Consider the following 25319-nt stretch of genomic DNA (forward strand, 5'->3'; position numbering starts at 1 on the left):
AGCAATTAATGGCAGATAGTTTATTAAGTATTGGTAAAACAGCAGTGTTGGCGAATAGCCGGTTACTCAATACCACAGGTAACAACATTGCCAATATTAATACACCTGGTTATGTGCGTCAGCGCACGACCTTTGTTGCTGAGCAATTCGGCTTAGGGGTTGGGCAGGGCACTACCGAACGTTTGGTAAATGAGTTTACCCAAAAACAATTGCGGCGTGATACCACTAATGCTGCTTATAGCTCGCAATATCTGGCTGAAGCCAACCGGCTAGATGCTTTATTTTCAAATGCTGCCAATAGTATTGCGACCGGCATGAATAATCTGTTCCAACAAATTCAAACCGCAAATAATGACCCGACGCAGTTGTCTAACCGGCAATTGGTCATCGGTACTAGTCAGTCGCTGTTGGATCAGTTTAAAAGTATGTCGACCCTGATTGCGGATCAGGAGCAGTTTCTTAATCAACAATTAGATGCCAATGTGAGTGAGGTCAATGACTTAATTAGTCAAATTGCTACCTACAACAACGATATTGTGTCTTACGGCAGCAGCAGTAGCCGGCCAGTTCCTTTGGATCTTCTGGATCGGCGTGATAGCGCAATTTTAAAGTTAGCCGAATACGTTGATATTCAAACGGTCAATTCTAATAGTGGCGAAAAGCTGGTATTTATGGCCAGTGGTCAGGCGTTGGTGGTAGAGCGTGGCGAGTTCAATCTGTTTTCACTTCGCGGGGAGCCAGATCCGAACGACCGTGTGATTCAGCTCACGTTACAATCCAATAATGATGTCCGGATAGAGCTGGATGCGAAAGGTGTTGGTGGCAAAATCGGAGCCTTAACGGATTACCGCTTGCAAGTGGTGAACCCGGTTCAACGTCAGCTTGGGCAGCTGGCTTTGACTTTGGCAGATAGCATGAACACACAGAATAAGCTGGGTTTAACGTTAAACGGTACCATAGGTCAGGATTTATTCCGCCTGCCGGCCGCACAAGGATTGTCATTTAGCACCAATTCGGCGAATGCCAGAGTTTCAGTGTCGATAGAACCGGGCGAGTCTGGAAAGCTGCCACCAAATGATTTTTTACTTGAAGTTATCGATGCCAACAATATTCGTTTAACACCACTGGATGATATGGGCAATCCGATTACCGCTAACGCAAAGAATATCAATAGCCCAACTGGTATTCCGGGCGTGTTTAATTCTGCTGATGTGGCAGACGGTGATTTATATGGATTACAATTACAAGTTGACGCTGCTGTAGCAGGCGATCGCTTCGTGCTTAAGCCGCTCAATGCTGCTGCGCGTTCAATGCAAATGGCGACTAATCGCGCCGAAGACGTTGCATTGGCTGGTCCGCTGCGTGGTGATTTCACTGCTGCGAATCTGGGTAATGGCCGGATTGAAGGCGTAAAAATATTTTCTACCGACCCAGGCAGCTCTGCCTTTACCAGTTCATCGTTAGTTGATGGCCCCTATACCGTGACTTTTCAGGGGCAGGACAGCGCTGATAACGACAGGTTCGTTTTTAGTATTACGGATATCAACGGGGTGACCTTGGGTGAGGCGCGTTTTAGCAGTAATAACTTTAATAACGTATTAGAAAATAGTGTTGGTTCACCATCGTTAAAAGACACTTTAGGTTTTGATTTTAGTATCACCGGCGTGCCACGGGCAGGAGATACCTTTACTATCGCTTTTAATGAGAATGGCTTTAATGATAATCGTAATGGTTTAGAGCTCTCAGCACTACAGAACGCTTCTTTGGTCAGACGTAATCCGGAACCCTTTGGCGCAGCTGTTAATCAATATAGTCTGAACCAAAGTTACGCAACTATGGTGGGTAATATTGGGGAACGGACCCGGCAAGCGCGCACAGCAGATGAAGCTAATGCCGCAATTTTAGAGCAAACAACCTTGTGGTATGAGTCATTGTCTGGTGTGAATCTTGACGAGGAGGCAGCAGATTTAGTGCGCTTTCAGCAAAGCTATGCCGCTGCTGCCAAAATTTTGGCAACATCACAAACTGTGTTCGACACCCTGTTACAGGCAGTGAGGTAATATCATGCGCTTAACCTTTAATATGCAATTTAATCAAAGCCTGAATGGTATTCTGAATGCCCAGCAACGGATGACGAAAGCAGAATCGCAGTTGAGTAAACAAACCCGTATCTTGTCTCCGGCTGACGATCCGGCAGGCGCCGCCAAAGTGCTCAGCCTGGATCAAAATAAAACCCAAATCGATCAGTACCAGACAAATAGTATTCTGTTGAAGAACAATCTGGCATTACAGGAAACTGTCTTGACCAGCATGCGTACGTCTTACGATCGTGTGCTTACCCTGACTATTGCATCTGGCAATGGTACTTATGGTGCGGAGCAACGTAAAGCGATAGCCTTTGAATTAAGAAATATCCAAACTGAGTTGTTTGATTTAATGAATACCCGCGCAGCTGACGGCAGCTATATTTTCGCGGGATATCAGGATAAAACACCTGCATATGAACGCGACCCCGTGACTGGCGTATTCGAGTTTAAAGGTGATGACGGTAATCGCGCCCTGCAAATATCACAGTCAATTAGTTTGCCTGGTAACGATAGTGGCAAAGCAATATTTGAAAGTGTCTTCAAGCGTTTTCAACCTCAGGTTACGCTTGCGCCTGCTGGGGCGAATCTCAACGTTTCGAATCAAACGACCTTTGATAGTTTTTACCGAGCAAATTTCGACAGTCTGAATCCACTAAATAACCAGTTTAGTTTGCAGATTGACGCAGGGGGTTCGTACCAGTTACTACGAAACAGTACAGCGGTTAATCCCCCTGTTACTGGTAGTTATACTGCCGGACAACCAATCAGCTTTAATGGTTTAACTTTTAACTTGGATGCCGCCACTACACTTCCAACTCAGGTAGATTTTACATTACCACCACCAGAGCAAACTAACGTTCTCAACACCATACAGCGTTATATTGATATTTTGAATGACCCCAACGCCACATCAGATGAACTCTCGGTTGTTCTGGCTGATACTTTGCAAGAAATTGCAAGCACCTCGAGTAATGTTGATGGTTCTCTGGCAAATCTTGGGGGGCGGTTAAATGTCGTGGACAGTGTGTTTAACACTAATGCGGATCTGTTAATTAGCAACCAGCAATACAAAGCCGATATCTCCGAAGTCGATCTGGCTGCGGCTTTAACAGAAATCAAGCGTCAGGAAGTGGCGCTACAGGCTGCATCACAAACCTTTCAGAAAGTGAATGCGACAACATTATTCGACTATATCCGCTAATAAGGTAAAGCAGGCATAACGCCTGCTTTTAACTTTCTGAATATCAAGATAAAAAAATCAAGCAGAAAAACTCTAAAGCTTCCCCGCTCCGCGCCGATAAATAATTAACACGGCAAGAAACAGGCAATACGTAGTCTAAATTGCCCTAATAGATTAAAAAGCGAGGAAAACATCATGGCTTTATTTGTAAACACTAACACCTCATCACTGAATGCTCAGCGCCAGTTATTCAACTCAGGTAACGCGTTAGATACAGCATTCAAACGGTTATCATCCGGTTTCCGGATTAACAGTGCTGCTGACGATGCGGCTGGTTTACAGATCTCTAACCGTTTAACCAGCCAGATCAATGGCCTGGATCAGGCAGCCCGTAATGCCAACGATGGTATCTCACTGGCGCAGGTTGCTGAAGGTGCAATGGATGAAATTACCAATTCACTGCAGCGCATTCGCACCCTGGCGATTCAATCGCAAAACGGTATTAACAGCTCGACAGACCGTGCTGCACTGCAAAAAGAAGTGACACAGCTGAAACTGGAAATCAGCCGTGTAGCGTCTACAACCCAGTTTGGAACACAGAATCTTTTAGCTGGTGGCTTTTCCGCTACATTCTTAGTAGGTGCGAATGCAGGACAAAATATTGATATTAAGTTGTCTCGTACTGGGGGTTATGGCACCAACGCTCTGGGATTAAGTGCACTTAGTGTATCCTCTGTCGGTGGTGCATCTGGAGCACTGGCACTTATTGATACAGCAATTGGTGTTATAGATGGCACTCGTGCTGATTTGGGTGCAATCCAAAACCGCTTTCAGGCCACTATCCGTAACCTGACCAACATCTCAGAAAACGTGGCAGGTGCCCGTAGCCGCATTCGCGATACCGATTTTGCCAAAGAAACAGCCGAACTTACCCGTACACAGATCCTGCAACAAACCAGCACCACCGTGCTGGCGCAGGCTAACCAGCGGCCACAGGCAGCATTGAGCTTGCTGCAAGGCTAGTAAAAACATCCGGATAAAAGGCCGCTTTATTGCGGCTTTTTTATTTTAGAGGTGAAATTAATAATTAAGCACTGTTTTTATAAATTAACTAAAGTATTCTCTTTTTTTTCCGATACATAGTTAACACAAAAGTATAGCAACATCGTCAATTACGGCGACTGCTGCTAGTGTTTAATTAGGTAGCAGGAGAGTTAAGATGGCTTTGTATGTCAATACCAATACTTCATCACTAAATGCTCAGCGCCAGCTGTTCAATTCAGGAAATTCGCTGGATACAGCGTTTAAACGCTTATCATCAGGTTTTCGGATTAACAGCGCGGCAGATGATGCCGCAGGCTTACAAATCTCTAACCGCTTAACTAGCCAGATCAATGGTCTGGATCAGGCCGCCCGTAATGCCAACGATGGTATTTCATTGGCCCAGGTTGCTGAAGGCGCGATGGAAGAAATTACCAACTCGCTGCAGCGCATTCGTACACTGGCTATCCAGTCTCAGAATGGTATTAACAGTTCTACAGATCGCGCTGCGTTACAGAAAGAGGTTACTCAGTTAAAAGCAGAAATTAGTCGTGTAGCTTCTACCACTCAATTCGGTGTTACAAACTTGCTGTCTGGAGGCTTCTCAGCGAAGTTTTTGGTCGGTGCAAATGCAGGTCAAAACATTGAAATTAAATTATCACGTGCCGGTGGATACGGCACAAATGCGCTTGGTTTAAGTGCATTAAGCGTATCGTCTGTAGGAGGCGCGTCTGGTGCGTTGGCACTGATTGACACGGCAATAGGTGTTATAGATGGCACACGTGCAGATTTAGGTGCAATTCAAAACCGGTTTCAGGCGACTATCCGCAACTTAACAAATATTTCTGAAAACGTTTCGGGTGCTCGCAGCCGAATTCGTGATACCGACTTTGCGAAGGAAACGGCGGAGCTGACCCGCACGCAGATCCTGCAGCAAACCAGTACCACTGTATTGGCGCAGGCCAACCAGCGGCCGCAGGCTGCTCTGAGTTTACTGCAGTAACCGGGATAGTGTAATGGGCCGCCTGATGGTGGCTTGTTACATTTTTTACCGAGAAGGAATTGCAGTATGACTTTAGTCGTAAATACCAATCAGTCATCTTTGGTATCCCAGCGATTGCTCAGTAATGCTAGCTCGGGGTTAACGACCAGTTTTGAGCGCTTAACCTCGGGGTTACGAATTAACCGTGCAGCAGATGATGCCGCAGGGTTAGTCATAAGTAACGTACTCACCAGCCAGGTAAATGGCTTGGATCAGGCTGTACGAAATGCTAATGATGCGATCTCATTGGTGCAGGTTACCGAGGGCGCGTTGGATGAGATTGGCGTCAGTTTGCAGCGGATGAGAGTGTTAACTATCCAGTCTGAGAATGGCATTAATAGTGCGGCGGATCTCGCTGCACTGCAGCAGGAATATGATGAACTTGCGGCCTCAATCCAAAACATTGCTGAAAATACGGAGTTCGGTGGTTTGAAATTATTAGACGGCACTAGCCAGAGTATAATTTTTCAAATCGGTGCCAATGCCGGGCAAAAAATTGCCATTGATTTGTCCAGCAGTTACGTCAGTGGGGCGGCAGGTCTCAATATTACTGGCGTCCAATTGGGCACTGATGCTGCGGCGAGTTCATTAGGTACACTTGATGCTGCGATACTGAATATCGATACGGCGCGCACCGAGCTGGGGGCCTGGCAGAATGTGCTTAGTACCACAATACGCAATCTGACCAATATCAGTGAAAATGTATCCGCGTCCCGTAGCAGGATCCGTGATACTGATTTTGCCCGGGAGACGACTGAATTAACCAGAACGCAAATTATACAACAAAGCAGTACATCCGTTTTAGCGCAGGCCAACCAAAGGCCTCAAGCTGCGTTAAGTGTCTTGAACAGTTAATTTAGAGCCGCCTTGTGGCGGCCCTAAATTTATGAATTATATTGTATTTTTTGGTCTGAAAAAAATTTTAAAAAAAATGAGTTTTTTTCTAAAGTTTTAAATATCGCGGTCGATAACTAAGTTAAGCCAAGTTGCAGCTTGGCTCAGTTAACGGGATACCCGTATTTTAAACATCAGTTGAACGTGGCAGCGCTACCGACAACTAAGGAGTGACTCATGGCTTTATATGTAAACACCAACACCTCGTCGCTGAATGCACAGCGTCAGTTGTTTAACTCAGGTAATAACCTGGATACGGCGTTCAAGCGTTTGTCTTCAGGTTTTCGTATTAACAGTGCTGCGGATGATGCTGCAGGCTTACAGATTTCAAACCGTTTAACCAGCCAGGTAAATGGTCTGGACCAGGCGGCACGTAATGCCAACGATGGTATTTCAGTTGCTCAGGTTGCTGAAGGCGCCATGGAAGAGATTACTAACTCTTTACAGCGAATCCGTACACTGGCCATTCAGTCGCAAAACGGTATCAACAGCTCAGCTGATCGTGCCGCACTGCAAAAAGAAGTTACGCAGTTAAAAGCAGAAATCAGTCGCGTTGCCTCTGTAACTCAGTTCGGTACGCAAAACCTGTTAAACGGTACTTACTCTGCATCATTTCTGGTAGGTGCTAATGCAGGTCAAAACATCGATATTAAACTGTCTCGTACAGGTGGATACGGTACTAATGCACTTGGCTTAAGTGCTCTGAGTGTATCTTCTGTTGGTGGTGCTTCTGCTGCGCTGGCATCAATCGATACAGCGATCGGTGTGATTGACGGTACCCGGGCTGACTTGGGTGCGTTGCAAAATCGTTTCCAGTCTACTATCCGCAACCTGACGAATATTTCTGAGAACGTATCAGGCGCCCGCAGCCGGATCCGCGATACAGACTTTGCCCGTGAAACCGCCGAGCTGACCCGTCAGCAGATCCTGCAGCAAACCAGCACGACTGTGTTGGCGCAGGCAAATCAGCGGCCACAGGCAGCTTTATCGTTATTGGGTTAAACTAATACGCGTAGTGGTGAGAAGTTTTGATAAAGTTCTCACCCTACGCGCCGATAAGGAGTCTGAAGATGAGTAGCATTAATGCCAACAGTGCGTCAGGTTTCAGTTACACGGCCACTGCTGATAAAGTCGCTAAAACGGTCGTTGCCGAGCCTAAGGCTGCGGATGAAGCGCAACCGGGCAAATTGGCAGCAGCCGGCGCGCAGCAAATAAGCAAAGCGGAATTGCAGCAAGCGGTTGATGTGGTAAACCAGGCTGTTGCATTAGATCAGCGCTCTTTAAGCTTTTCCGTTGATGATGTATCAGGCCGTTCTGTGATTAAAGTGGTAGACTTTGAAACAGACGAGCTGATTAAACAGATCCCCTCCGAGGAGCTGTTAAAAGTAGCACGGGATATTAAACGGCTACAGGAAGAGATGGGGCAGTCAATTGGCCTGTTAATCGACAATAAAGTGTAGAGGTGGTTTATGTCGGGTATTAATTTTTTGGGTTCGGCGTCTGGCTTGCCATTGGAAGAGTTAGTCTCTACCCTGGTAAAAGTAGAGCGTGACAGTAAACTGAGCCGGATTAATACCACAAAAAAAACCTTAGACACGTCTTTGTCCGGTGTTGGGCAGTTGAAATCGGCATTATCGGCGTTTCAGGATGCGGTAAAAAAGCTGGGTGGAAATACTTTAAATTCCCGAATTGCAACCGTTACTCAGCCGACCGAAAATAAAACCTACCTGGAAGCCTCAGCGTCCAGCACAGCCGCGGCAGGCAGCTTTGATATTAAAGTGAACCAGCTGGCATCCGGCAGCCGCCTGGAAAGTGCTGATGCAGCCTTTTCGTCTGCTAACGATGTGATTTCTACCACTAATGGCACTTTAACCTTTGCTGCCAACGGTAAAAGCTTTGATGTCGACGTCACGGCAGGCATGACGCTGAATGAATTACGGCAAAAAATTAATGCAAAGAGTGATAATTTTGGCGTAAATGCCAACATTATTAATGCAGGCGGTGCTACCGGCACCAAGCTGGTATTAACCTCTGATGAGACAGGCGCGGGTAACGATTTGGTTATCACTAATAATAACGCCGAGCTTGATAACGTCTCAACCGTGCCAACAGGCGCTACAGCAGGCCTGAGTGTCAGCCAGGCAGCACAGGATGCCATTATTGAAATTGATGGTATTACTACGACTAATGCCAGCAATACCTTTAGTAATGTTATTCAGGATGTCACCCTTACCGTTAAAGCTGTGACGCCTGACGGTAACAATGCCAGTGTGAATATTGCTACTGACAATGCCAGTGCTGAAGAGAATATTCAGAACTTTATTAACAACTACAACGTGCTAGTTGATCAAATAGCCGATTTGACCAAAAAGCGTACCTTAGGTGCAGACGGCAAAACCGTCACCGCAGAGGGCGGTGCTTTAGCCACGGACCAACTACCGAAGAACATCATGTCTCAGCTGCGAGGCTTGTTAGGTAATGTGGTTGAAGGCGCTGATGAATCATTGTCAACGCTATATTCGCTGGGTATTACGTTCCGTGAGGATGGAAAGTTAGAGATATCCAGCAGCTCTGAATTTGGTGCAGATTCTGGCCGAACCCGTTTTAATAAAGCGTTAAATGAAAACTATGATGGGGTGGCAGCCTTCTTTGGTGGTGATCAAGGTTTAAGTGCAACTCTGGATAGCTTCCTGAAAGAATTTACCCAAGCTGGCGGTATTATTGCCAGCAAAGAAAACTCGCTTAAGACACAAATTGATAAAAATACTAAAGATTTAGAGGCAGCTAACCGATATATAGCTAGTTTCGAGCAAACTTTGCGTAGCCGCTACACCGCATTAGATGCGCTGTTGGGCTCTATGCAAAATATGGCGTCTACGGTAACAGCGCAGCTGTCAAGTTTGCCCGGATTTGGCACCAATAAATCGAATTAGTGGAGAGCACCATGAGTTATGGAATTAAAGCCTATAAAGCCGTTGGTATTAAAGATGACCTGGCCGTTGCCGATCCGCACCGCGTAATACAGTTATTGATGCAAGGTGCATTAGAGAATATGGCTAAGGCTAAAGGCTGTATTGACCGCAATGACTTCGCAGGAAAATCAGAAGCGGTATCTAAAGCAATTAGTATTATCTCGTCTTTACAAGGCTCTTTAGATATGAATGCGGGCGACATATCAGACAACTTGTTCGCGTTATATGAGTTCATGTTGAATCACCTTATCTTAGCCAGCCGCGAAAAAAGTATTGCTAAGCTGAATGAGGTAATGGAAATTCTGCTTACTATAAAAGGTGCTTGGGATCAAATCCCTGTGGCAGACAGAGAAAAAGGGTATCAGCTGCAAGCGCAGCGTGATCAACAACAAGCCGTAGGTGCCTGATGCAGCTTGCAAAAAAGGCAGAGCTATGTCAGAAGTTACGTGAAAAAATAGATCTGCTATTAGAAAGCGAAAGTTATGATATTGAGTTGGTGGTTGCATTAAACGATCAGCTTGGACAATTATTGGTTCAGGCTGTCGACCCCAGCGAAGATGTTGAACAGCATGCATTATTTTTACAGCAAAACCTTGACTGGCTTAAGGTTTCGATGGCAAAACTGTCTAAAGAGAAAGACGCTGTTGCTGTAAGCATGCTGCAAGTTCAAAAAGGGCGCCGCGCAAAGCATAGTTACACACAGCATAACTGAACTTTATAAAGGTTGAATGTAATGCTGAAGTATATCAATTATCAGTTAAACACTGACGAACTGGCGCAATCGTATTTAGAACAAACTGCAGCTAAGAACATTAAACACTACCTGCAAGACAATATTGCTGCGTTTAGCCACTACATGCCGAGTGTTGTCCCGCTTATCGAGCAACATAGCATGCAACAGTATTCAGTGTTTTGCAATAAATCGGGCGAACTTAACATTGTTGATTTTGCCACCGGCCGGGTTTGGTATGGCCCAACACCTTCGACTGAAGTCCGCACTGAAGTTGAACTTTTCTGTAATGCTGCGCCATTTTTTGAGTTAGACGCAGCAGACTTACCATTTCCTTCAAATGTCTGGCCGATTGAACCGTCACCAAAGCAAATAGACGTATTAGTGATGTTTGGCCTTGGTTTGGGACATCAGCTATCGACATTGCTGCAGAGCGTGTCAATTAAGTATTTAATCATCTATGAACCGAATGTTGACACGTTAGTCTGTTCTTTACAGAGTAACAATTGGCGGAAGATATTCGAAGTTGCTGAAAATATGGGCTGTCATATATTTTTGCAACTTGATAATGACGGTAGTACTGTTGCAGAAGATCTGACCGAGCTCAGCGAAGCCGCTGCTTTTAATCGGGTGTATGTTTACCGGCATTATTTTCATCCGGTGATGGATCAGGTGATTCTGCATCTGATGCGGCATAGGGGCGACAAACAGGAGTTACTTAGTAGCCGGCAACAATTTTTGCCTTTTGATGAAGTTCAGGATTACGTAGCAGAGCGTGCTGGCAATAATTTAGGTAATATTGTGTCTGGCAGCAAAATTCACGCTAAATCGCTTTATGAGAAAAACCTTACGGCGCTTAAGAAATATTACCCCAAAGTTCATGAAGAAATTATCAAGCACCAGCCCAAGCACTGGCAACTTGTAAAAGATATTGCCGGCAAACCAAACCTCTATCACGGTGAGCGCAGAGCGTTTTTTTATCAGCACATTTGGGATGAATCTGCGCAGCTGATCACATATTTTACGCAAAATCCTTATAAAGATGACGTACTGCTTGGACAAACCAGTGTAGATAAATTTCAGCACTACATTCATTATTCACATATTGCGAAAACTCAGCCTTTAATAAGTAAGCAGCTTAAGCAAAAAATTCATTTGCCTGAAGAAGTAGACTCTCTGTTATTGTTTGGTGTTGCTTTGGGCAAACATATTGAGTTGCTCACTGCAAAGCACAAAATCAAAAATTTTTATATTTGTGAACCGAATCTGGACTTTTTTGCCGCTAGCCTGCGTGTCACGGACTGGAGCGCGATTTTCGAGCAAGCAGAGAAAAACGGCCATCGGATTTATCTAAATTTAGGCGGTGATGGTTCCACCTATTTTTACGATTTGATGGCGCAGTTTTATCAAGTTGGTGCCTACTCAATCGCTAACACCTACATGTTCAGTGCTTATTACAATCATAAAATGCACCAGGCAATTGCTAACCTAAGGGCTGAGTTAAAAGTCGTGTTGGCACTTGGTGAATATTACGACCATTGTCGTTATGGTATTGCGCATACCCACAATAGTTTGGTTTGTGGCCATAAGTTTTTGAAACAAGACAACCAGCATTTTCGTCAGCTAGCTGCACTTGAACTACCTGTATTTATTGTTGGCAATGGTCCGTCGTTGGATAGTAGCTTCGAGTATATTCTGCAGCATCGGGAACAAGTTATTGTTATCAGCTGTGGTACGGCGCTGTACTCGTTGTATAAAAAAGGTATCACACCAGATTTTCACGCTGAGGTAGAACAAAATCGGTCAACTTACTGCTGGATTAGTCAGGTAAAAGATAAAGCTTATTTAAAGAAAATCCGGCTGATAAGTGTAAATGGTATTCACCCTGAAACGGCGGATTTATTTTGCGACACTTTGTTATGTTTTAAAGATGGAGAATCGTCGACCAACTTCTTCGATAGAGGGTTGAGAACACGTGACATTCATGTTGCTTCGCTAAGTTATGCTTACCCCACGGTAACTAATCTTGTCCTTAACTACGCATTACGCGTTGGTTTTAAAGTGTTTTACTTGTTTGGTGTAGATTTAGGTTATGCCGACGTCCGATATCATCACTCACAAGCATCAGCCTATTATCGTAAAGATGGCACTGAGGTATATGATTATCAGCAAACACATGGTGGAGGTTTACCTGCAATAGGCAATTTTCAACCATTAGTGTTTACCAAGCCTGAATTTGACATGTCACGCAAGTTATTAGAGCAGGCAATTGAAAAGGCAGGTCGCAAAGTTGAGGTATATAACTGCAGTAACGGTGTGCGAATAAAAGGGGCGGTGCCGTTAAAGCCGGAAAATATATTGTTCACTGATGTGCCAAAAAATAAAGAACAGTTACTGACTGAGCTGATAGCACAAGCTTTTTTTGACGATTTGCGCGAGCAGGGAAGCGCTATTTACGGCGAAATCGATTTTGACCTGTTCCGTCAGACAAAACAGGAATGGCTTGCATTGTTTGATATGGATATTAATACACAGGAGCAAGCGAAAAATTTCGTTAGTGAGCAGTGGCGTCTGTTGCAGCGCAAAGCCCGCCAGGCAGGGGATCCGACATTCTTCCTGTTTTATGGAAGCACCAATTATTTTGGTGGATTAATGACAAAAGTGGCTGCCTGTATTAGCAATGAAGATGAAGAGTTTTTGCGTGTATTCCATCAGGTTTTGCAAGTGTGGCGCGATTACGTAGTTTCAGCCTGCGATGCGTTTTTACTTCAGCCATTAAAGTTTGACGATGTCGATGTGGGGCATCTGTTTAGTAAGTAATGAAGTTGCCAATAGCGTGCTAGTAATAAATCTGGCGGATGAATGGCAAAAGCGGTACTGGCCAACATTTTTTGAGAAATGAATGTTTAAAAATTGACTCTGAATTATGGCATTATCTTTGCATGCGTGCTCTATAGTTAATTTATTGCACAGATTGGAAAGGTATTAATGGCAATTACTGAATGTAAGCCCAAAGGCATTTTTTTGCTGACTGTAGTGCAGACCGATGAGGTTGAGCAGCCGTCCAGCAGCGTCAGTCATATAGCCGATAATGTGCTTGAAGTAAAGGTAGCTTCGGCCAACGATATTGAACCGCTGCTGATAGCCCTCCGCCAATATTACAACACCTTTAGCGCGGTCTGTTTTTTATGTAGCGATGTTGAATTATATAATGAGCTTGCGCGCTATTTCCCGGAAATATTTCAATCCTTACTTAAGGTTCCATCTACTGAAGCATCAGATGCTGGTTGGTTCACTGAATATGCTGAGCAGGCAAAACCTCTACCTTACTTTGACCTTGCGACAGCCGAGCCGCTGGTATCGGAAGAGTTAAAGCAGCTCGTTGCGTTTTTTCAGCTGGATGAACGTCTAACAGATATTGCTGAGCAAGAGGCTATTGCCAATATGACACAGGCGTTTATCGCCAGATTGTCTGCTCAGCGTTGTGCGTTTTCGGCTTTTGTACAGATTCGTCTCTTAAGTTTTTTCGCTGGAAAAGTTAATAAATACGGCGATTCCTATTTTAGAAGTCTGGCACTTAAGTTCGGCGATAACTCGGTCTCAGGTGAGGATTTGTGGCGGCTTGTGCTTGACACGCGTTTCAGCCTCAAAGAACGTTTTTTTCTGTACAATCAGTTATTGTCGGTTGAGTTTAACGGATTAATCAAAGATCGGGCTGACTTTAAAACCCGCTACACGGCTTTTTCGTCTTTAGTAAAAGGTTTTGCTGCATCATTAGGTGAAGCCGGTCCATTTATTGACCAAAATGACAGAAACTCGTCTATTGTGTTTGTTTTTATCGGCCAGTTTCTCAGCCCCAATCATGCTCCCAGTAAAATAGTGCTGGAAACCATAAAAGCTTTATGTTTGTCGGCCAAAAAACAGGTAGTGTTAATAGATACCTGTGAATTGCTACCGGTAAATGGTGCTTTGCCATGGTACGACGCTGCCTATGCCAATCGCGGTCAGTATAAAGCTGACTCTCTAACCTTTGAGGGGGCAAGATTTAACTACCTGCAATTATCTGCGGGCATGCCTAACTCAGATGAAATTGCCGGCGTAGTGGATCTGGTCAAAACCTACAAACCTTACTTTACCATTACTGTTGGGGAAAGCCTGGTTGCAGATATTATAAGCCAGTGGGTGCCGAACGTAGTGGTTCCAACAGTAGCTCGCCTGCCTCATACTCTGAGTCAGTATCGGGTGTTTAATAAACGTTTTATTGCCAATGCTGATGATGTACCAGAAGCATTAAACCAGAGTATTTTATCCGTTGATATGTTGCCAGAGCGACCGATTGCTCATGGCAGTTTAACTCGCTCGATGCTGCAGTTACCAGAACAGGGAATTGTACTGGCGGTTCTTGGTAATAGGCTTGATGCCGAGATAACAGACGAGTTTATTAGCATGCTGTTGCAGTTGCCCACTAAAGCCTACTTTATTGTTTTTGCTGGTGTATTTAGGGGCTATGATGCGTTATGTGCTAAGTATCCGGCGCTAAAGGACATGTCGGTGAATGCTGGGTATCAGCAAGACTTAGTTGCTTTTATGCAACTTGTTGATGTGTACGTTAACCCGCCTCGCAGCGGTGGTGGCTTGAGTGCACTGTGTGCTCTTAGTGTTTCTGTGCCAGTGTTAACATTGAAAACTGGTGATGTATACGCATATGCCGGAGATGAATTTGCAGTTGCAACGCTATCGGATATGCTCAGCAAGTTAAGGTCATTTCATCAGGATCCTGCTCGACTGACAGCGCTTAAAACACAAGCTGGCGCCAGGTTTCTGGTTTTGGAGCAGCAAAGCGATAAGTACACTGATTTGTTTGACAAAGTGGTAGCAGGTCCATTGTTCAACCAACCTTCTTTTACTGTGGAGAGCAATCAGTGAAGCGTGTTGCTATTGTGCAGTCAAATTATATTCCCTGGCGGGGCTACTTTGGCCTTATTTCCTCGGTTGATGAGTTTATCTTATATGATGATATGCAGTACACGCGGAGAGACTGGCGTAACAGGAACAAAATTAAAACCAGCCAGGGGCTGTTATGGCTTACTGTCCCTGTTGATGTGAAGGGAAAATATTATCAGAAAATATGTCAAACACGAGTGTCAGACCAGCACTGGCGAAAGCAACACTGGCAAACGATATTGCAAAATTACAAAAAAGCGCAATATTTTTCAGATATAGCCAGCTGGTTGGAGCCTTTGTACTTAAATAGTGACGAATGGATGCTCACTGCGATCAACAAGCTGTTTATCAGTGCTATCTGTGATTATCTTAATATAACAACCAAAATTTCGCAGTCATCAGATTACCATTTAGTCGACGGAAAAACTGAACGCTTGGTAGATTTATGCCGCCAGGCTGGTGCGGGAGCATATCTGTCAGGCCCTGCTGCCAGAGAATATATCGATGATACGGTATTTCGCGAGCATCACATACAGTTGCACTGGGCCGATTACAGTGGCTATCTACCATATAGCCAACTTTGGGGGGGCTTTGAACCTTACGTTAGCATCATCGACTTACTCTTTAATTGCGGTCGTGGCGCCATAGATCATATTAAGCTACCCCCCGGTTCTTTGATGACGTTGGAAAAGTAAAATGAACAATGAAATTGTCAGCCAAGTGTCAGAATACTATAGTGAAAAACTTAACCAGTATGGTGAAACTCCGCGAGGAGTAGATTGGAATGGTGCAGAAAGTCAGTTGCTTCGCTTTAAACAACTAATGCGACTGGTTAATGATGACAAGTCATTTAGTATAAATGATATCGGCTGTGGATACGGTGCTTTTTATGAGTACCTAAGCACGGTCAATGCCGCGGTGGAGTATTGTGGTATTGACGTTTCTGCCGATATGGTCAAGGCCGCACAGCGCCGATTTTCCCATTGTAACAACGCTCGCTTTATCCATGCCAACACACCGGATGTACTAGCTGATTACAGCGTAGCCAGCGGGATATTTAATGTAAAGTTTGCTAACAAAGAAACCGACTGGTTGGCCTATATACTCAGTACATTGTCTCAGATGGATAAATTTAGTGCCAAAGGCTTTGCTTTTAATTGTTTAACGGCATTTTCTGACACAGAAAGAATGAAAGATAACCTTTATTATGCCGATCCATGTTATCTGTTTCAGTATTGTAAGACACAGTTTAGTCGCAATGTGGCGTTATTACATGATTATAACCTGTTCGAATTTACCATTATTGTGAGGAAGTCATGAAAAATAAATTGGTGATATTTGGTTCCGGGGACATAGCGCAACTCGCCCACTATTATTTTAGTGAAGACAGTGATTATGAGGTGGTGGCGTTCACAGTAGATGCAGCATACAAAACCGATGACACCTTCTGTGGTTTGCCGGTTATTGCCTTTGAAGAGTTGCAATCCGTATACAGTAGTGATGATGTCTATGTTTTTGTGGCACTAAGCTATTCCAGGTTAAATGCTATCAGAAAGGAAAAATACCTCACTGTTAAAAGCTTAGGTTATAAATTAGTGAGTTATATCAGTAGTAAAGCAACTGTTTTAAATAACCGGAATATCGGCGAAAACTGTTTTATTTTAGAAGATAACACGATCCAACCTTTCGTGCAGATTGGTAACAATATTACTCTTTGGAGTGGTAATCATATTGGCCATCATTCAGTAATAAAAGACCACACGTTTTTGGCATCGCATATTGTTGTATCGGGTGGCGTTTCGATAGGAGAGCAATGTTTTATCGGGGTTAATGCGACATTGCGTGACCATATTAGTGTTGGTGATCGCTGTGTTGTTGGTGCCGGCGCCTTGCTGTTGGAGAATGCGGAACCTGATGGGGTTTACAAAGGTGTGGCAACTGAACGCTCAACACGGTCAAGCTCTGGTTTGCGCAAAATATGAAGCGACAACCAATCTGGCACAAACAAGGATTGCTATATAGCCCGCAGCATAAAAAGCGCCATAGTAAACTGATCAGCCATGCAGCAAATCCGCTTGCGATCCACCTGCAAGATGATGTATTCCGCGTGTTTTACAGTGGCAGAGACCTACAAAATCGTTCATCAGTCGGCGCTGTTGATATTGATATTGTGCGTCAGGAAGTTGTCACAGATCATTTTGAACCGTTTTTTTTGCATGGAAAATGCGGAACCTTTTATGCTGATGGGGTTAGTATTGGTAATCACTATACGGTAGGTTCTAAAGGGTACATCCTGTTTATGGGCTGGCAGAACCCTCCTAATGGCCACTGGCGAGGTGATATCGGTCAGTTGATCGTTATGCCAGATTTCAGTCTCAAGTTAGCTCAGTCTCAACCATTGTTTGGCTCAGATGCTGTAGATCCCATCAGTCTATCCTATCCGTGGGTAATGCATACAGCTCCGGATCGCTACGATATGTGGTACGGCTCGACGATAAGCTGGGACGGTGGTAACGGAGAAATGGTGCATGTAATAAAGCATGCTTATTCGACGGATGGTCATATTTGGTGTAAGACAGGGGACTCCGTGCCCTACATGTTGAATTCAGCTCAGGCATTCTCGAGACCTGCTGTTATAAAGCATAGTAGTGGCGGTCTAGACATGTGGTTTTCGTATCGCAGCGGTCAAGGCCAGCGTTACCGTATTGGTTACGCCTATAATGATGGGGACGGCTGGCAATTGGCGTTGAAGCACAGTGGTATTACAGTTTCAGATACTGGTTGGGACGCAGAAATGGTTGAGTATCCATTTGTGTTTGAACACAAAAATACAACTTACATGCTGTACAACGGTAATGGGTTTGGCCTTACTGGTTTTGGTTTAGCAATATTGGATTATATGAGCACACCTGAGGCCTCCTGATGAAAAACGATTGCCACATTCCATCCAAGAGCTATGGTATTTTAGAACAAAAATACGTCGAAACGACACAAGATGCTCTCGCAGAGCAGTTTTTAGCCCAGGGCTTTGCGGTTCTGGACGTTGGTCTTTCAGAGCAACAGATTCAAGCAATAAAAAATGCCTTTGATGAACTGACTGAAAAATATATCCGACACTATGGTGCCGAAAAATTGAAAGGCTGCGATGAGTATCATACTGTGCGGGCGCCACTGCTTGTTGAAGAGCATGATGTATTTTTGCAGTTAGCATTGCAACCTCAACTATTGGACTTTATCTCAGGTATGATTAAGGGAGTGTTTATTCTTAATCAGCAAAATGCGATAACTAATCCGTCCCGGCAAGAATATAACCAAGGTTTGTGGCATCGAGACTTACCTTACCAGCATTTTGTCACATCGCGACCAATTGCGATAAATGCACTGTATTGCGTTGATGACTTTACACCTGACAACGGCGCAACTTTTGTGTTGCCATTTTCACATTTACGCGAAGAAATGCCATCAGCTGAGTACGTTCGGCAACATGCGACTCAGGTAAGTGCCAAAGCCGGTCAGTTTATTCTGATAAATTGTATGACGTATCACGCGGGAGGCTACAACAATACTGCCACTGCACGCAGAGCAGTGAACCATGTATTTAATATCCCGTTTTTTAAGCAACAGATTAAAATACCCGGCAATCTTAGCGCACAACATTTAACCAGGACGCAGCGGCAATTTCTAGGTTTCGAATATGAAGAAATCTCTTCTGTGGATGCGTTTATTTCGCAACGATTGAAGCGGGTCTGATGAGCGTATGAAAGGAAAACACTATGCAAATCTTGTTTAACAAACCTTTTATGACCGGCAGAGAAATTGACTATATTGCTAAAGCTCATGGTATTGGCAAACTGGCCGGTGACGGTGAATTTACTGCAAGGTGTCATCGTTGGCTGGAACAACATACAGGCTGCAACCGAGCGTTACTAACACATTCATGCACTGCAGCGCTTGAAATTGCGGCAATTCTACTGGATTTGCAACCTGGCGATGAAGTCATTGTGCCGTCGTATACCTTCGTGTCCACAGCGAATGCTTTTGTATTGCGCGGGGCGAAACCGGTTTTTGTTGATATCAGACCTGATACACTGAATATTGATGAGACGCTGATTGAAGCTGCTATTACATCTCGCACTCGGGCTATTGTGCCAGTTCATTATGCTGGCGTGGCTTGCGAAATGGACCAAATATTGAGTCTGGCCAAAAAGTATAATATTGCAGTTGTTGAAGATGCAGCGCAAGCTGTTATGTCCACTTACAAAGGGAAAGCATTAGGATCTATAGGCGATATTGGTACTTATAGTTTCCATGAAACGAAAAATGTTATCTCCGGAGAAGGCGGAGCCATACTGGTTAATCGACCCGATTTAGTGGTTCGTGCTGAAATTGTGCGTGAGAAGGGGACAGATCGGGCACGTTTTTTCCGTGGTTTTGTTGATAAATATACTTGGCAGGATATCGGTTCGTCTTTTCTGCCAGGGGAAATTATTGCTGCGTTTTTATTGGCGCAACTGGAAGAAGCTGAAAAAATAACCAATATTCGACTCGACTGCTGGAACTTTTACCATGCTCACTTGGTTTGGGCGCAAGAGCAGGGATTATTGACCCGACCTGTAATACCTGAACATGCCGGTCACAATGCACACATGTACTATGTTTTGCTAAATGCTAAAGTTGATCGACAAACCGTGATGGGAAAACTAAAACAAAAGCAGGTAAACACAGTATTTCATTATATCCCATTGCATGATTCGCCAGCCGGCGAGCGGTATGGTCGGGTGAGCGGCAGTATGGCCGTTACCGATGAAATATCCGGGCGTATATTACGTTTGCCGCTTTGGGTTGGTTTAACTCAAGCTCAACAGCTTCGGGTCATTGATGCATTGCTCACGAGTATCCAAGAGGCTATGTCAGCATAGCCTCTTTATTGTCAATCTTAAACCACCTCCTATGGAGGTGGTGATCGTTAATTCGGGGCTATGCCCGTAGAATACCCATGTTAGATACTTCGCTCGTTTGTAACCAGCAAATGAGGAAGTAAATAACATGAGTAGATATGAATCCGCATCACACGTCTTCTATCGGTGCCAGTATCACATCGTTTGGACGCCGAAGTACAGATACAAGATTCTGACAGGAAATCTTGGCAAAGAGCTGTACCGAAGTATTTATGTGTACTGTTCGATGAAGCGTTGCACAGTAGTAGAGCTTAATGTGCAGATAGATCATGTGCATTTAGTCGTGAGAACCCCGCCAAATGTAAGCGTGTCAGAGTTAATGGGCGTTCTGAAAGGTAGAACGGCAATCAGGCTGTTCAATAAGTTTCCGTACCTTAGGAAGAAGAAACTGTGGGGCAATCACTTTTGGCATCGGGGCTACTTCGTGGATTCGGTCGGGGCGAATGAAGAGATAATCCGTCGCTATGTAAGGCATCAGGACAAAGTGGCGAGAGAAGATGAAGAACGCCAGTTAAGGCTGGATGTTGAAAATAATTAAGCCCTCTTATAGGGGGCCAACGCAAAGCCACCTCTTATGGATGTGGATCTTTACTAAACGCTTTAAAAACAGCCGTAACTACATGCAGAAAAAACGCTATGTTGGCATTACTTACTTTTATTTTCAGCTCACGTTATGATGTGAAATATTTTTTGTCAGCATTTAATGTCATTCCAGTTTACCCTCGCTTTATACAGTTGGCACAATTATTTGGCTCTGGTTAAAACCTGCGGCGCTCAGTTTTTGCTCAACGGCAGGGCGAACAGAAGGGTTTAAGCCTATTAAAATTTGCTGATTGGTTACCCGTAGTTGGCCGAATTCAATAATCGGCTTATCAAACTGCCGCGCTCCAAGCACACTATCAACCGTTATCGCACTGACTTTGGCATAGGTCTTTGGCAGATAAGTACGAATTAACTGACTAAATTCTCCTGCTCCGAATAACAATAACGGTCGTGAAGCATCTAACTGTGACTTCAAGAGCGTATCCTGCTTGCTCCATTCAGCTAGAAGGCGACGTCTGACTTGGAACAGCTGTGTCGGTTTCGGCTCTTCCAATTGATATTGACCGCCAGTGGTCGGACGTAGCAAATACACTTGTGTCAACGTGTCCCAGCCGGCGACTTGCTGAGCAACCAGCTCCAAGCCAACCGCTTGACAACATAGTGCCAGACTTTGCGGCGTAAAATGGTAAAGATGGTCTGAAAACAAAAGTTCATTGCTGGCTGGTGTGTGTGCCGGACAACACACAATAAGACAGCCAGATGGCTCTATCATTTCACGGCACTGTTTTAGAAAAGCTCTGGTGTCGGCAATGTGCTCTATAACATTATTGGAAAAAATAATATCGAACTTGTGCTTGAAATGCTTGGTTGAAAACGTGTCAATAATAATATCAATATCATTTGTTTCAGGTACTTGTTCAGGAGACGGTTCTATCGACGTGATCTGAAGATGAGGCTTTAACTTTTTTAAGGCTAAAGCCGTGGCGAAGTTGGCTCCACCTATTTCCAGCACCCTAGCATCGCTTTTGCAAAGGGTACTTAGAATGCTTTGGTTACTGCTTGTCTCTAGTAAGTTGGCTATTCCATTGGCAACCGCTTGATGCCGTTTCAAATCAAACTCAGAGTTACCGCTTGAACGAAGATAGGCTTGTTCTGGCTGGTTGTTGCGGCCTAATAGCACTCCGCAATTAAAGCAATGCACTTTCGCTAGCGGTTCATTCAGCAGCAGGCCATCACTGCGCATTGCATAAGTCATAGATGTCGTAATGCTGGCGGTATTGTTACTTTGACAGATACTGCAACTGATGCCCGCCGTTTCAAACGGGCTAGAAATGTGCTGATTATGGCGTGTTCTGTTTTTTTGCATCATTCCTCATCCACAGTCTGCATTTATAAGATCAGAGTCGGCACGGTGTTAAGTGGTGCATTTAATTTTGCTACTTTGAATCTGTACTCAATATGCAGGGCATTATTCCAGCATAAAGAAGAGATTAGCATGAAAGCGGCATGGCTTTATTGATGATATTTTCGGCCAAGTAATCTTTATAGCCGCAATCAGGCATATTTTGCATAAGTGTTATTACCTGATCTTTAGAAAGCCAACCATTTAAGTGAGCAATTTCTTCTAAACAAGCAATTTGGTAGCCCTGGCGTTTTTCGATGGTTTCAACGAAAGTTGAAGCCTCCGACAAGCTTTCATGGGTACCTGTATCAAGCCAAGCGAAGCCTCGGCCCAATAACTCTATTTGTAACTGTTGTTGCGACAAATATATTTGATTTACAGAGGTTATTTCCAGTTCACCCCGTGCTGATGGCTGTGTTGATTTTGTGATATCAACAACCTGATTGTCGTAAAAATATAAGCCTGTTACGGCATACTTGCTTTGTGGGTGTATTGGTTTTTCTTCAATTGATTGCACTTTAAAGTTGCTATCAAATTTAACTACGCCAAAGCGCTCAGGATCTTTTACTTGATAACCAAAGATCACTGCGCCCGGCAGGCGGCTGCGTGCTCTATGTAATTTAGGGGTAAAGCCCTCACCGTAAAAAATGTTGTCGCCCAGCACCAGACATACTTCATCATTTCCGATAAACTTTTCTGCAATTAAGAATGCCTGAGCGATACCTTCAGGTTTATGCTGTACAGCATACTGCAGACTAATACCGAATTTGCTGCCATCACCCAGTAAGCGTTGAAATGCGGCTTGTTGGTCAGAAGTGGTAATCAGCAGAATATCGCGGATACCTGCCAGCATCAGAACGGATAATGAGTAATAAATCATCGGCTTATTATGAATAGGCAACAGCTGTTTGGAAATACCAAGGGTAATAGGAAACAATCGGCTACCTGTGCCACCAGCTAATAAAATGCCTTTCATCGCTCGCCCTTACGCTATGCCGTTAGTCTGATTTTTTAACAAAATACATAATACCGTTTTCGGTGCACTGATATTTTAAACCGGCGTGTTCGGCCACGCGTATTGATGCTATATTACTGGGCCGAATTTCAGCGACTATTTTTCCAGTTAGCTGGTCAACTAACAATTTCACCATAGCCTTCGCTAAGCCTTTGCCACGATACTCGGTGGCCAATGTCCAGGAAATAAGATGACTTTCTGCTGTTGAGTCCACTCTGACGGTGCCAACAGGTTGGCCGTTATATTCGGCGATAAACAGCCTGCGTTTCGGATTACTCAGGCTTTTTTCCAGCCAGTGCCTATGCTGCTGCTCAGTAACTAACTCTGGGTTAAGACTAAAGCGGCGTGTGTCTGCGTCATTACGCCAGTGCAACAAACGGTCTGCATCAGCCATATTGGCTAAACGCAGCAGGACAGACGCCGTCATGCCTTAGATTAACTCCCAGCTTAGCGGAGTGCCCATGGCGACATCCTGATTTACTCTACGACCGAGAAACTGTGGTAGATATTTCGGTGCCAGGCCAAGCCCCGGGCGCACAGAGCGCAGGTTTTCTGTAGTAAACATATCACCGGCTTTCATCTCTTTGGCAATATAGAGCGAGCGGCGGTGTATCCGTGAGACTATCTCTTTCTCAGTACAGCCATAATGCACCATACCAAGCGCATCATGCGCGCGGGCGGTTTCCTCTACCAGCATTTTTAGCTCTGTTGGCTCGAGGGAAAACTCGGCATCAACTTCACCACCGTTTCTGTCCAGTACAAAGTGTTTTTCGATTACAGTAGCGCCTAATGCGACAGCTGCTACAGAAACGCCTACGCCAGGGGTGTGATCAGACAGGCCGACCTGACAATTAAACAGCCGTGCTAAATGGGGAATGGTGCGCAAATTGGCATCTACCGGGCGGGCAGGGTAGTTGCTGGTGCATTTTAGTAAAATGAGATCTTTACAGCCGTTGCTGCGCAGCACCTCGACAGATTCTGCCAGCTCTGCTTGGGTTGCCATGCCGGTTGACATAATAACAGGCTTGCCTGTTTTAGCTACCGCCGCTAACAGGCCATGGTCGATATTTTCAAAGGAAGCGATTTTGTAGCCGGGCACATTAAGTGACTCAAGAAAGTCGACTGCCGTTAAGTCAAACGGCGAGCTAAATGCCAACATGCCTTTGCTAGTTGCATAGTCAAAAATCGGTTTGTGCCACTCCCAGGGGGTCATCGCAACTTTGTATAAGTTATACAGCGAGTTACCCTGCCACAGGCTATTTTTATCAGCGATAAAAAACTCGCGCTCGTGCACATCCAGTGTGATGGTATCTGGTGTGTAGGTTTGCAGTTTTAGTGCATGTGCGCCCGCCGCTGCGGCGGCATCAACTAAGGCCATGGCTTTTTCCAGCGATTGGCCATGGTTACCCGACATCTCAGCGATAATAAAGGGCTGTTGTGTTGGCCCAACCAAACGGTTACCTATTTTTATCTCTGACATTATATTCCCGCCACTACATTAAATATTTGCTCTATCACTAAAGGCGTACCGGCATGAGCCGGTACCAGGTTTTTCGCCTGCTGGCCAATTTCTTCAAGCAGTGCTGGCTGGGACAGGTAATAGCATAGTTGCTCTGCAAAGAACTCTGCTGACATTTCAGCAGCCTGACCCAACCAGACACAAGCGCCGAGCTCGTTTAAATAGGCCGTTGTCGCCTGCTGATTTTCGGCAACGGTAACGATTAAGCCCGGCAGGCCACAAATACACCTTTCCCAATGTGTGGCACCACCCGCGCCGAGCATGAGTCTTGCCCGCCGCATCAGTGTCGCCATATTTTTGCACTGTACGTGTAATTGCACATTAGGCAGACATGCGATTTGCTGCTCAAGCATTGCACGCCACGGGTTATTTGCACCTATTACTATATCGGCCGTGATTTGCATCGGCTTTAATTTATCAATAGCCTGAACTGCGAGTTTGGTTAAATTTTGCTCATCGCTGCCGCCAAATCCAACCAGAATATGTTGCGTTTGCCTAGGGTTATGAACCTGATAAAACTCATCTCGTAATAACGCATAACGTGGCCCCAGTAGCTGAGTGCAGGAAGGCGGCACTAAATGTCGATAACGCAAAGTGCTATCAGGGAACAGGTTTTGGTCAAGTAACAGATCGCAATCATGCTGGCGGTTTGCCAGATCGTCTATTACCATGATGTGCGTGCAGTAGGGACGCAGAATTTGACAAAAGGGAGCACTAAGTTGGTAGTGATCAACAACTAATAGCTGATAATGCCCGGTGATAACTGAGAGGCAAAATTGCGCATCTTCCTCCTCAGAGTTGATAGTCTGCGGGATGGTCATCACGTTGATATTCTGATCCCGCAACCAGGTGATCAAATTCCCATCGCTTTGCCGGCAAATAAACTCACAAGTCACCCCGTGTTGCTGCATAGCGCTTGCCAGAGTCAGGCAGCGCATAATATGGCCGCTGCCAAGCGTTACCGACGCATCAGCTCGTAACAGGGCTCTCAT

General features: G+C 44.8%; 24 protein-coding genes. 19 read left to right on the plus strand and 5 right to left on the minus strand.

Annotated features, from left to right (window positions below; all coding sequences use genetic code 11):
* The first annotated feature begins 8 nt into the window (after positions 1-8).
* The 19 genes from flgK to tnpA all read left to right on the plus strand — a co-directional run bounded on the left by flgK (position 9) and on the right by tnpA (position 20386).
* Complete coding sequence (gene flgK, locus AGRI_RS00235) at positions 9-2060, plus strand: flagellar hook-associated protein FlgK (protein ID WP_008983029.1); 2052 nt, start codon at positions 9-11, stop codon at positions 2058-2060.
* 4 nt (positions 2061-2064) lie between these two features.
* Positions 2065-3288, plus strand: a complete 1224-nt coding sequence (flgL, locus tag AGRI_RS00240; protein ID WP_008983030.1) for a flagellar hook-associated protein FlgL — start codon at positions 2065-2067, stop codon at positions 3286-3288.
* Between the two features lie 174 nt (positions 3289-3462).
* The gene (locus tag AGRI_RS00245) at positions 3463-4290 is read left to right on the plus strand and encodes a flagellin N-terminal helical domain-containing protein (RefSeq protein ID WP_008983031.1); all 828 of its coding nucleotides are present in this window, start codon (positions 3463-3465) and stop codon (positions 4288-4290) included.
* Between the two features lie 196 nt (positions 4291-4486).
* Positions 4487-5311 (plus strand): flagellin N-terminal helical domain-containing protein, encoded by an 825-nt coding sequence (locus AGRI_RS00250; RefSeq protein WP_008983032.1) that lies wholly within the window; start codon positions 4487-4489, stop codon positions 5309-5311.
* 66 nt (positions 5312-5377) lie between these two features.
* On the plus strand, positions 5378-6205 hold the full coding sequence (locus AGRI_RS00255) for a flagellin N-terminal helical domain-containing protein (RefSeq protein WP_008983033.1): 828 nt from the start codon (positions 5378-5380) through the stop codon (positions 6203-6205).
* Positions 6206-6421: 216 nt separating this feature from the next.
* On the plus strand, positions 6422-7246 hold the full coding sequence (locus tag AGRI_RS00260; RefSeq protein WP_008983034.1) for a flagellin N-terminal helical domain-containing protein: 825 nt from the start codon (positions 6422-6424) through the stop codon (positions 7244-7246).
* 68 nt (positions 7247-7314) lie between these two features.
* Complete coding sequence (locus AGRI_RS00265; protein WP_008983035.1) at positions 7315-7704, plus strand: flagellar protein FlaG; 390 nt, start codon at positions 7315-7317, stop codon at positions 7702-7704.
* Positions 7705-7713: 9 nt separating this feature from the next.
* A complete protein-coding gene (fliD, locus tag AGRI_RS00270) occupies positions 7714-9177 on the plus strand; it encodes a flagellar filament capping protein FliD (RefSeq protein WP_008983036.1) in 1464 nt (487 codons plus the stop codon).
* Between the two features lie 11 nt (positions 9178-9188).
* The gene (gene fliS / locus AGRI_RS00275; RefSeq protein WP_008983037.1) at positions 9189-9623 is read left to right on the plus strand and encodes a flagellar export chaperone FliS; all 435 of its coding nucleotides are present in this window, start codon (positions 9189-9191) and stop codon (positions 9621-9623) included.
* The gene (locus tag AGRI_RS00280) at positions 9623-9928 is read left to right on the plus strand and encodes a hypothetical protein (RefSeq protein WP_008983038.1); all 306 of its coding nucleotides are present in this window, start codon (positions 9623-9625) and stop codon (positions 9926-9928) included. The genes fliS and AGRI_RS00280 overlap by 1 nt, the downstream gene beginning before the upstream one ends.
* A 21-nt stretch (positions 9929-9949) precedes the next feature.
* Complete coding sequence (locus AGRI_RS00285) at positions 9950-12766, plus strand: motility associated factor glycosyltransferase family protein (RefSeq protein ID WP_008983039.1); 2817 nt, start codon at positions 9950-9952, stop codon at positions 12764-12766.
* 168 nt (positions 12767-12934) lie between these two features.
* Positions 12935-14872, plus strand: a complete 1938-nt coding sequence (locus AGRI_RS00290) for a tetratricopeptide repeat protein (protein ID WP_008983040.1) — start codon at positions 12935-12937, stop codon at positions 14870-14872.
* Positions 14869-15585, plus strand: coding sequence for a WbqC family protein (locus tag AGRI_RS00295; RefSeq protein WP_008983041.1), 717 nt, complete (start codon positions 14869-14871; stop codon positions 15583-15585). The genes AGRI_RS00290 and AGRI_RS00295 overlap by 4 nt, the downstream gene beginning before the upstream one ends.
* Position 15586: 1 nt before the next feature.
* Positions 15587-16210, plus strand: a complete 624-nt coding sequence (locus tag AGRI_RS00300; protein WP_008983042.1) for a class I SAM-dependent methyltransferase — start codon at positions 15587-15589, stop codon at positions 16208-16210.
* Positions 16207-16872: an acetyltransferase gene (locus tag AGRI_RS00305; RefSeq protein ID WP_008983043.1), complete on the plus strand. Its 666-nt coding sequence runs from the start codon at positions 16207-16209 to the stop codon at positions 16870-16872. The genes AGRI_RS00300 and AGRI_RS00305 overlap by 4 nt, the downstream gene beginning before the upstream one ends.
* On the plus strand, positions 16869-17813 hold the full coding sequence (locus AGRI_RS00310; protein WP_008983044.1) for a hypothetical protein: 945 nt from the start codon (positions 16869-16871) through the stop codon (positions 17811-17813). The genes AGRI_RS00305 and AGRI_RS00310 overlap by 4 nt, the downstream gene beginning before the upstream one ends.
* Positions 17813-18640, plus strand: a complete 828-nt coding sequence (locus AGRI_RS00315; RefSeq protein WP_008983045.1) for a phytanoyl-CoA dioxygenase family protein — start codon at positions 17813-17815, stop codon at positions 18638-18640. The genes AGRI_RS00310 and AGRI_RS00315 overlap by 1 nt, the downstream gene beginning before the upstream one ends.
* A gap of 23 nt (positions 18641-18663) precedes the next feature.
* On the plus strand, positions 18664-19809 hold the full coding sequence (gene rffA / locus AGRI_RS00320) for a dTDP-4-amino-4,6-dideoxygalactose transaminase (protein ID WP_008983046.1): 1146 nt from the start codon (positions 18664-18666) through the stop codon (positions 19807-19809).
* A gap of 127 nt (positions 19810-19936) precedes the next feature.
* The gene (gene tnpA / locus AGRI_RS00325) at positions 19937-20386 is read left to right on the plus strand and encodes an IS200/IS605 family transposase (protein WP_008983047.1); all 450 of its coding nucleotides are present in this window, start codon (positions 19937-19939) and stop codon (positions 20384-20386) included.
* A gap of 189 nt (positions 20387-20575) precedes the next feature.
* Here tnpA and AGRI_RS00330 read toward each other — a convergent pair whose 3' ends face one another.
* The 5 genes from AGRI_RS00330 to pseG form a co-directional block, all read right to left on the minus strand.
* Complete coding sequence (locus tag AGRI_RS00330; protein ID WP_040291121.1) at positions 20576-21760, minus strand: class I SAM-dependent methyltransferase; 1185 nt, start codon at positions 21758-21760, stop codon at positions 20576-20578.
* Positions 21761-21881: 121 nt separating this feature from the next.
* Positions 21882-22769: a glucose-1-phosphate thymidylyltransferase RfbA gene (gene rfbA, locus AGRI_RS00335; RefSeq protein ID WP_008983049.1), complete on the minus strand. Its 888-nt coding sequence runs from the start codon at positions 22767-22769 to the stop codon at positions 21882-21884.
* A gap of 22 nt (positions 22770-22791) precedes the next feature.
* A complete protein-coding gene (locus tag AGRI_RS00340; protein WP_008983050.1) occupies positions 22792-23235 on the minus strand; it encodes a GNAT family N-acetyltransferase in 444 nt (147 codons plus the stop codon).
* 3 nt (positions 23236-23238) lie between these two features.
* Entirely contained in the window at positions 23239-24288 is a 1050-nt protein-coding gene (gene pseI / locus AGRI_RS00345) for a pseudaminic acid synthase (RefSeq protein WP_008983051.1), read from the minus strand.
* Complete coding sequence (gene pseG, locus AGRI_RS00350; RefSeq protein ID WP_008983052.1) at positions 24288-25319, minus strand: UDP-2,4-diacetamido-2,4,6-trideoxy-beta-L-altropyranose hydrolase; 1032 nt, start codon at positions 25317-25319, stop codon at positions 24288-24290. The genes pseI and pseG overlap by 1 nt, the downstream gene beginning before the upstream one ends.

This window comes from Alishewanella agri BL06 (assembly GCF_000272005.1).
Taxonomy (GTDB): domain Bacteria; phylum Pseudomonadota; class Gammaproteobacteria; order Enterobacterales; family Alteromonadaceae; genus Alishewanella; species Alishewanella agri.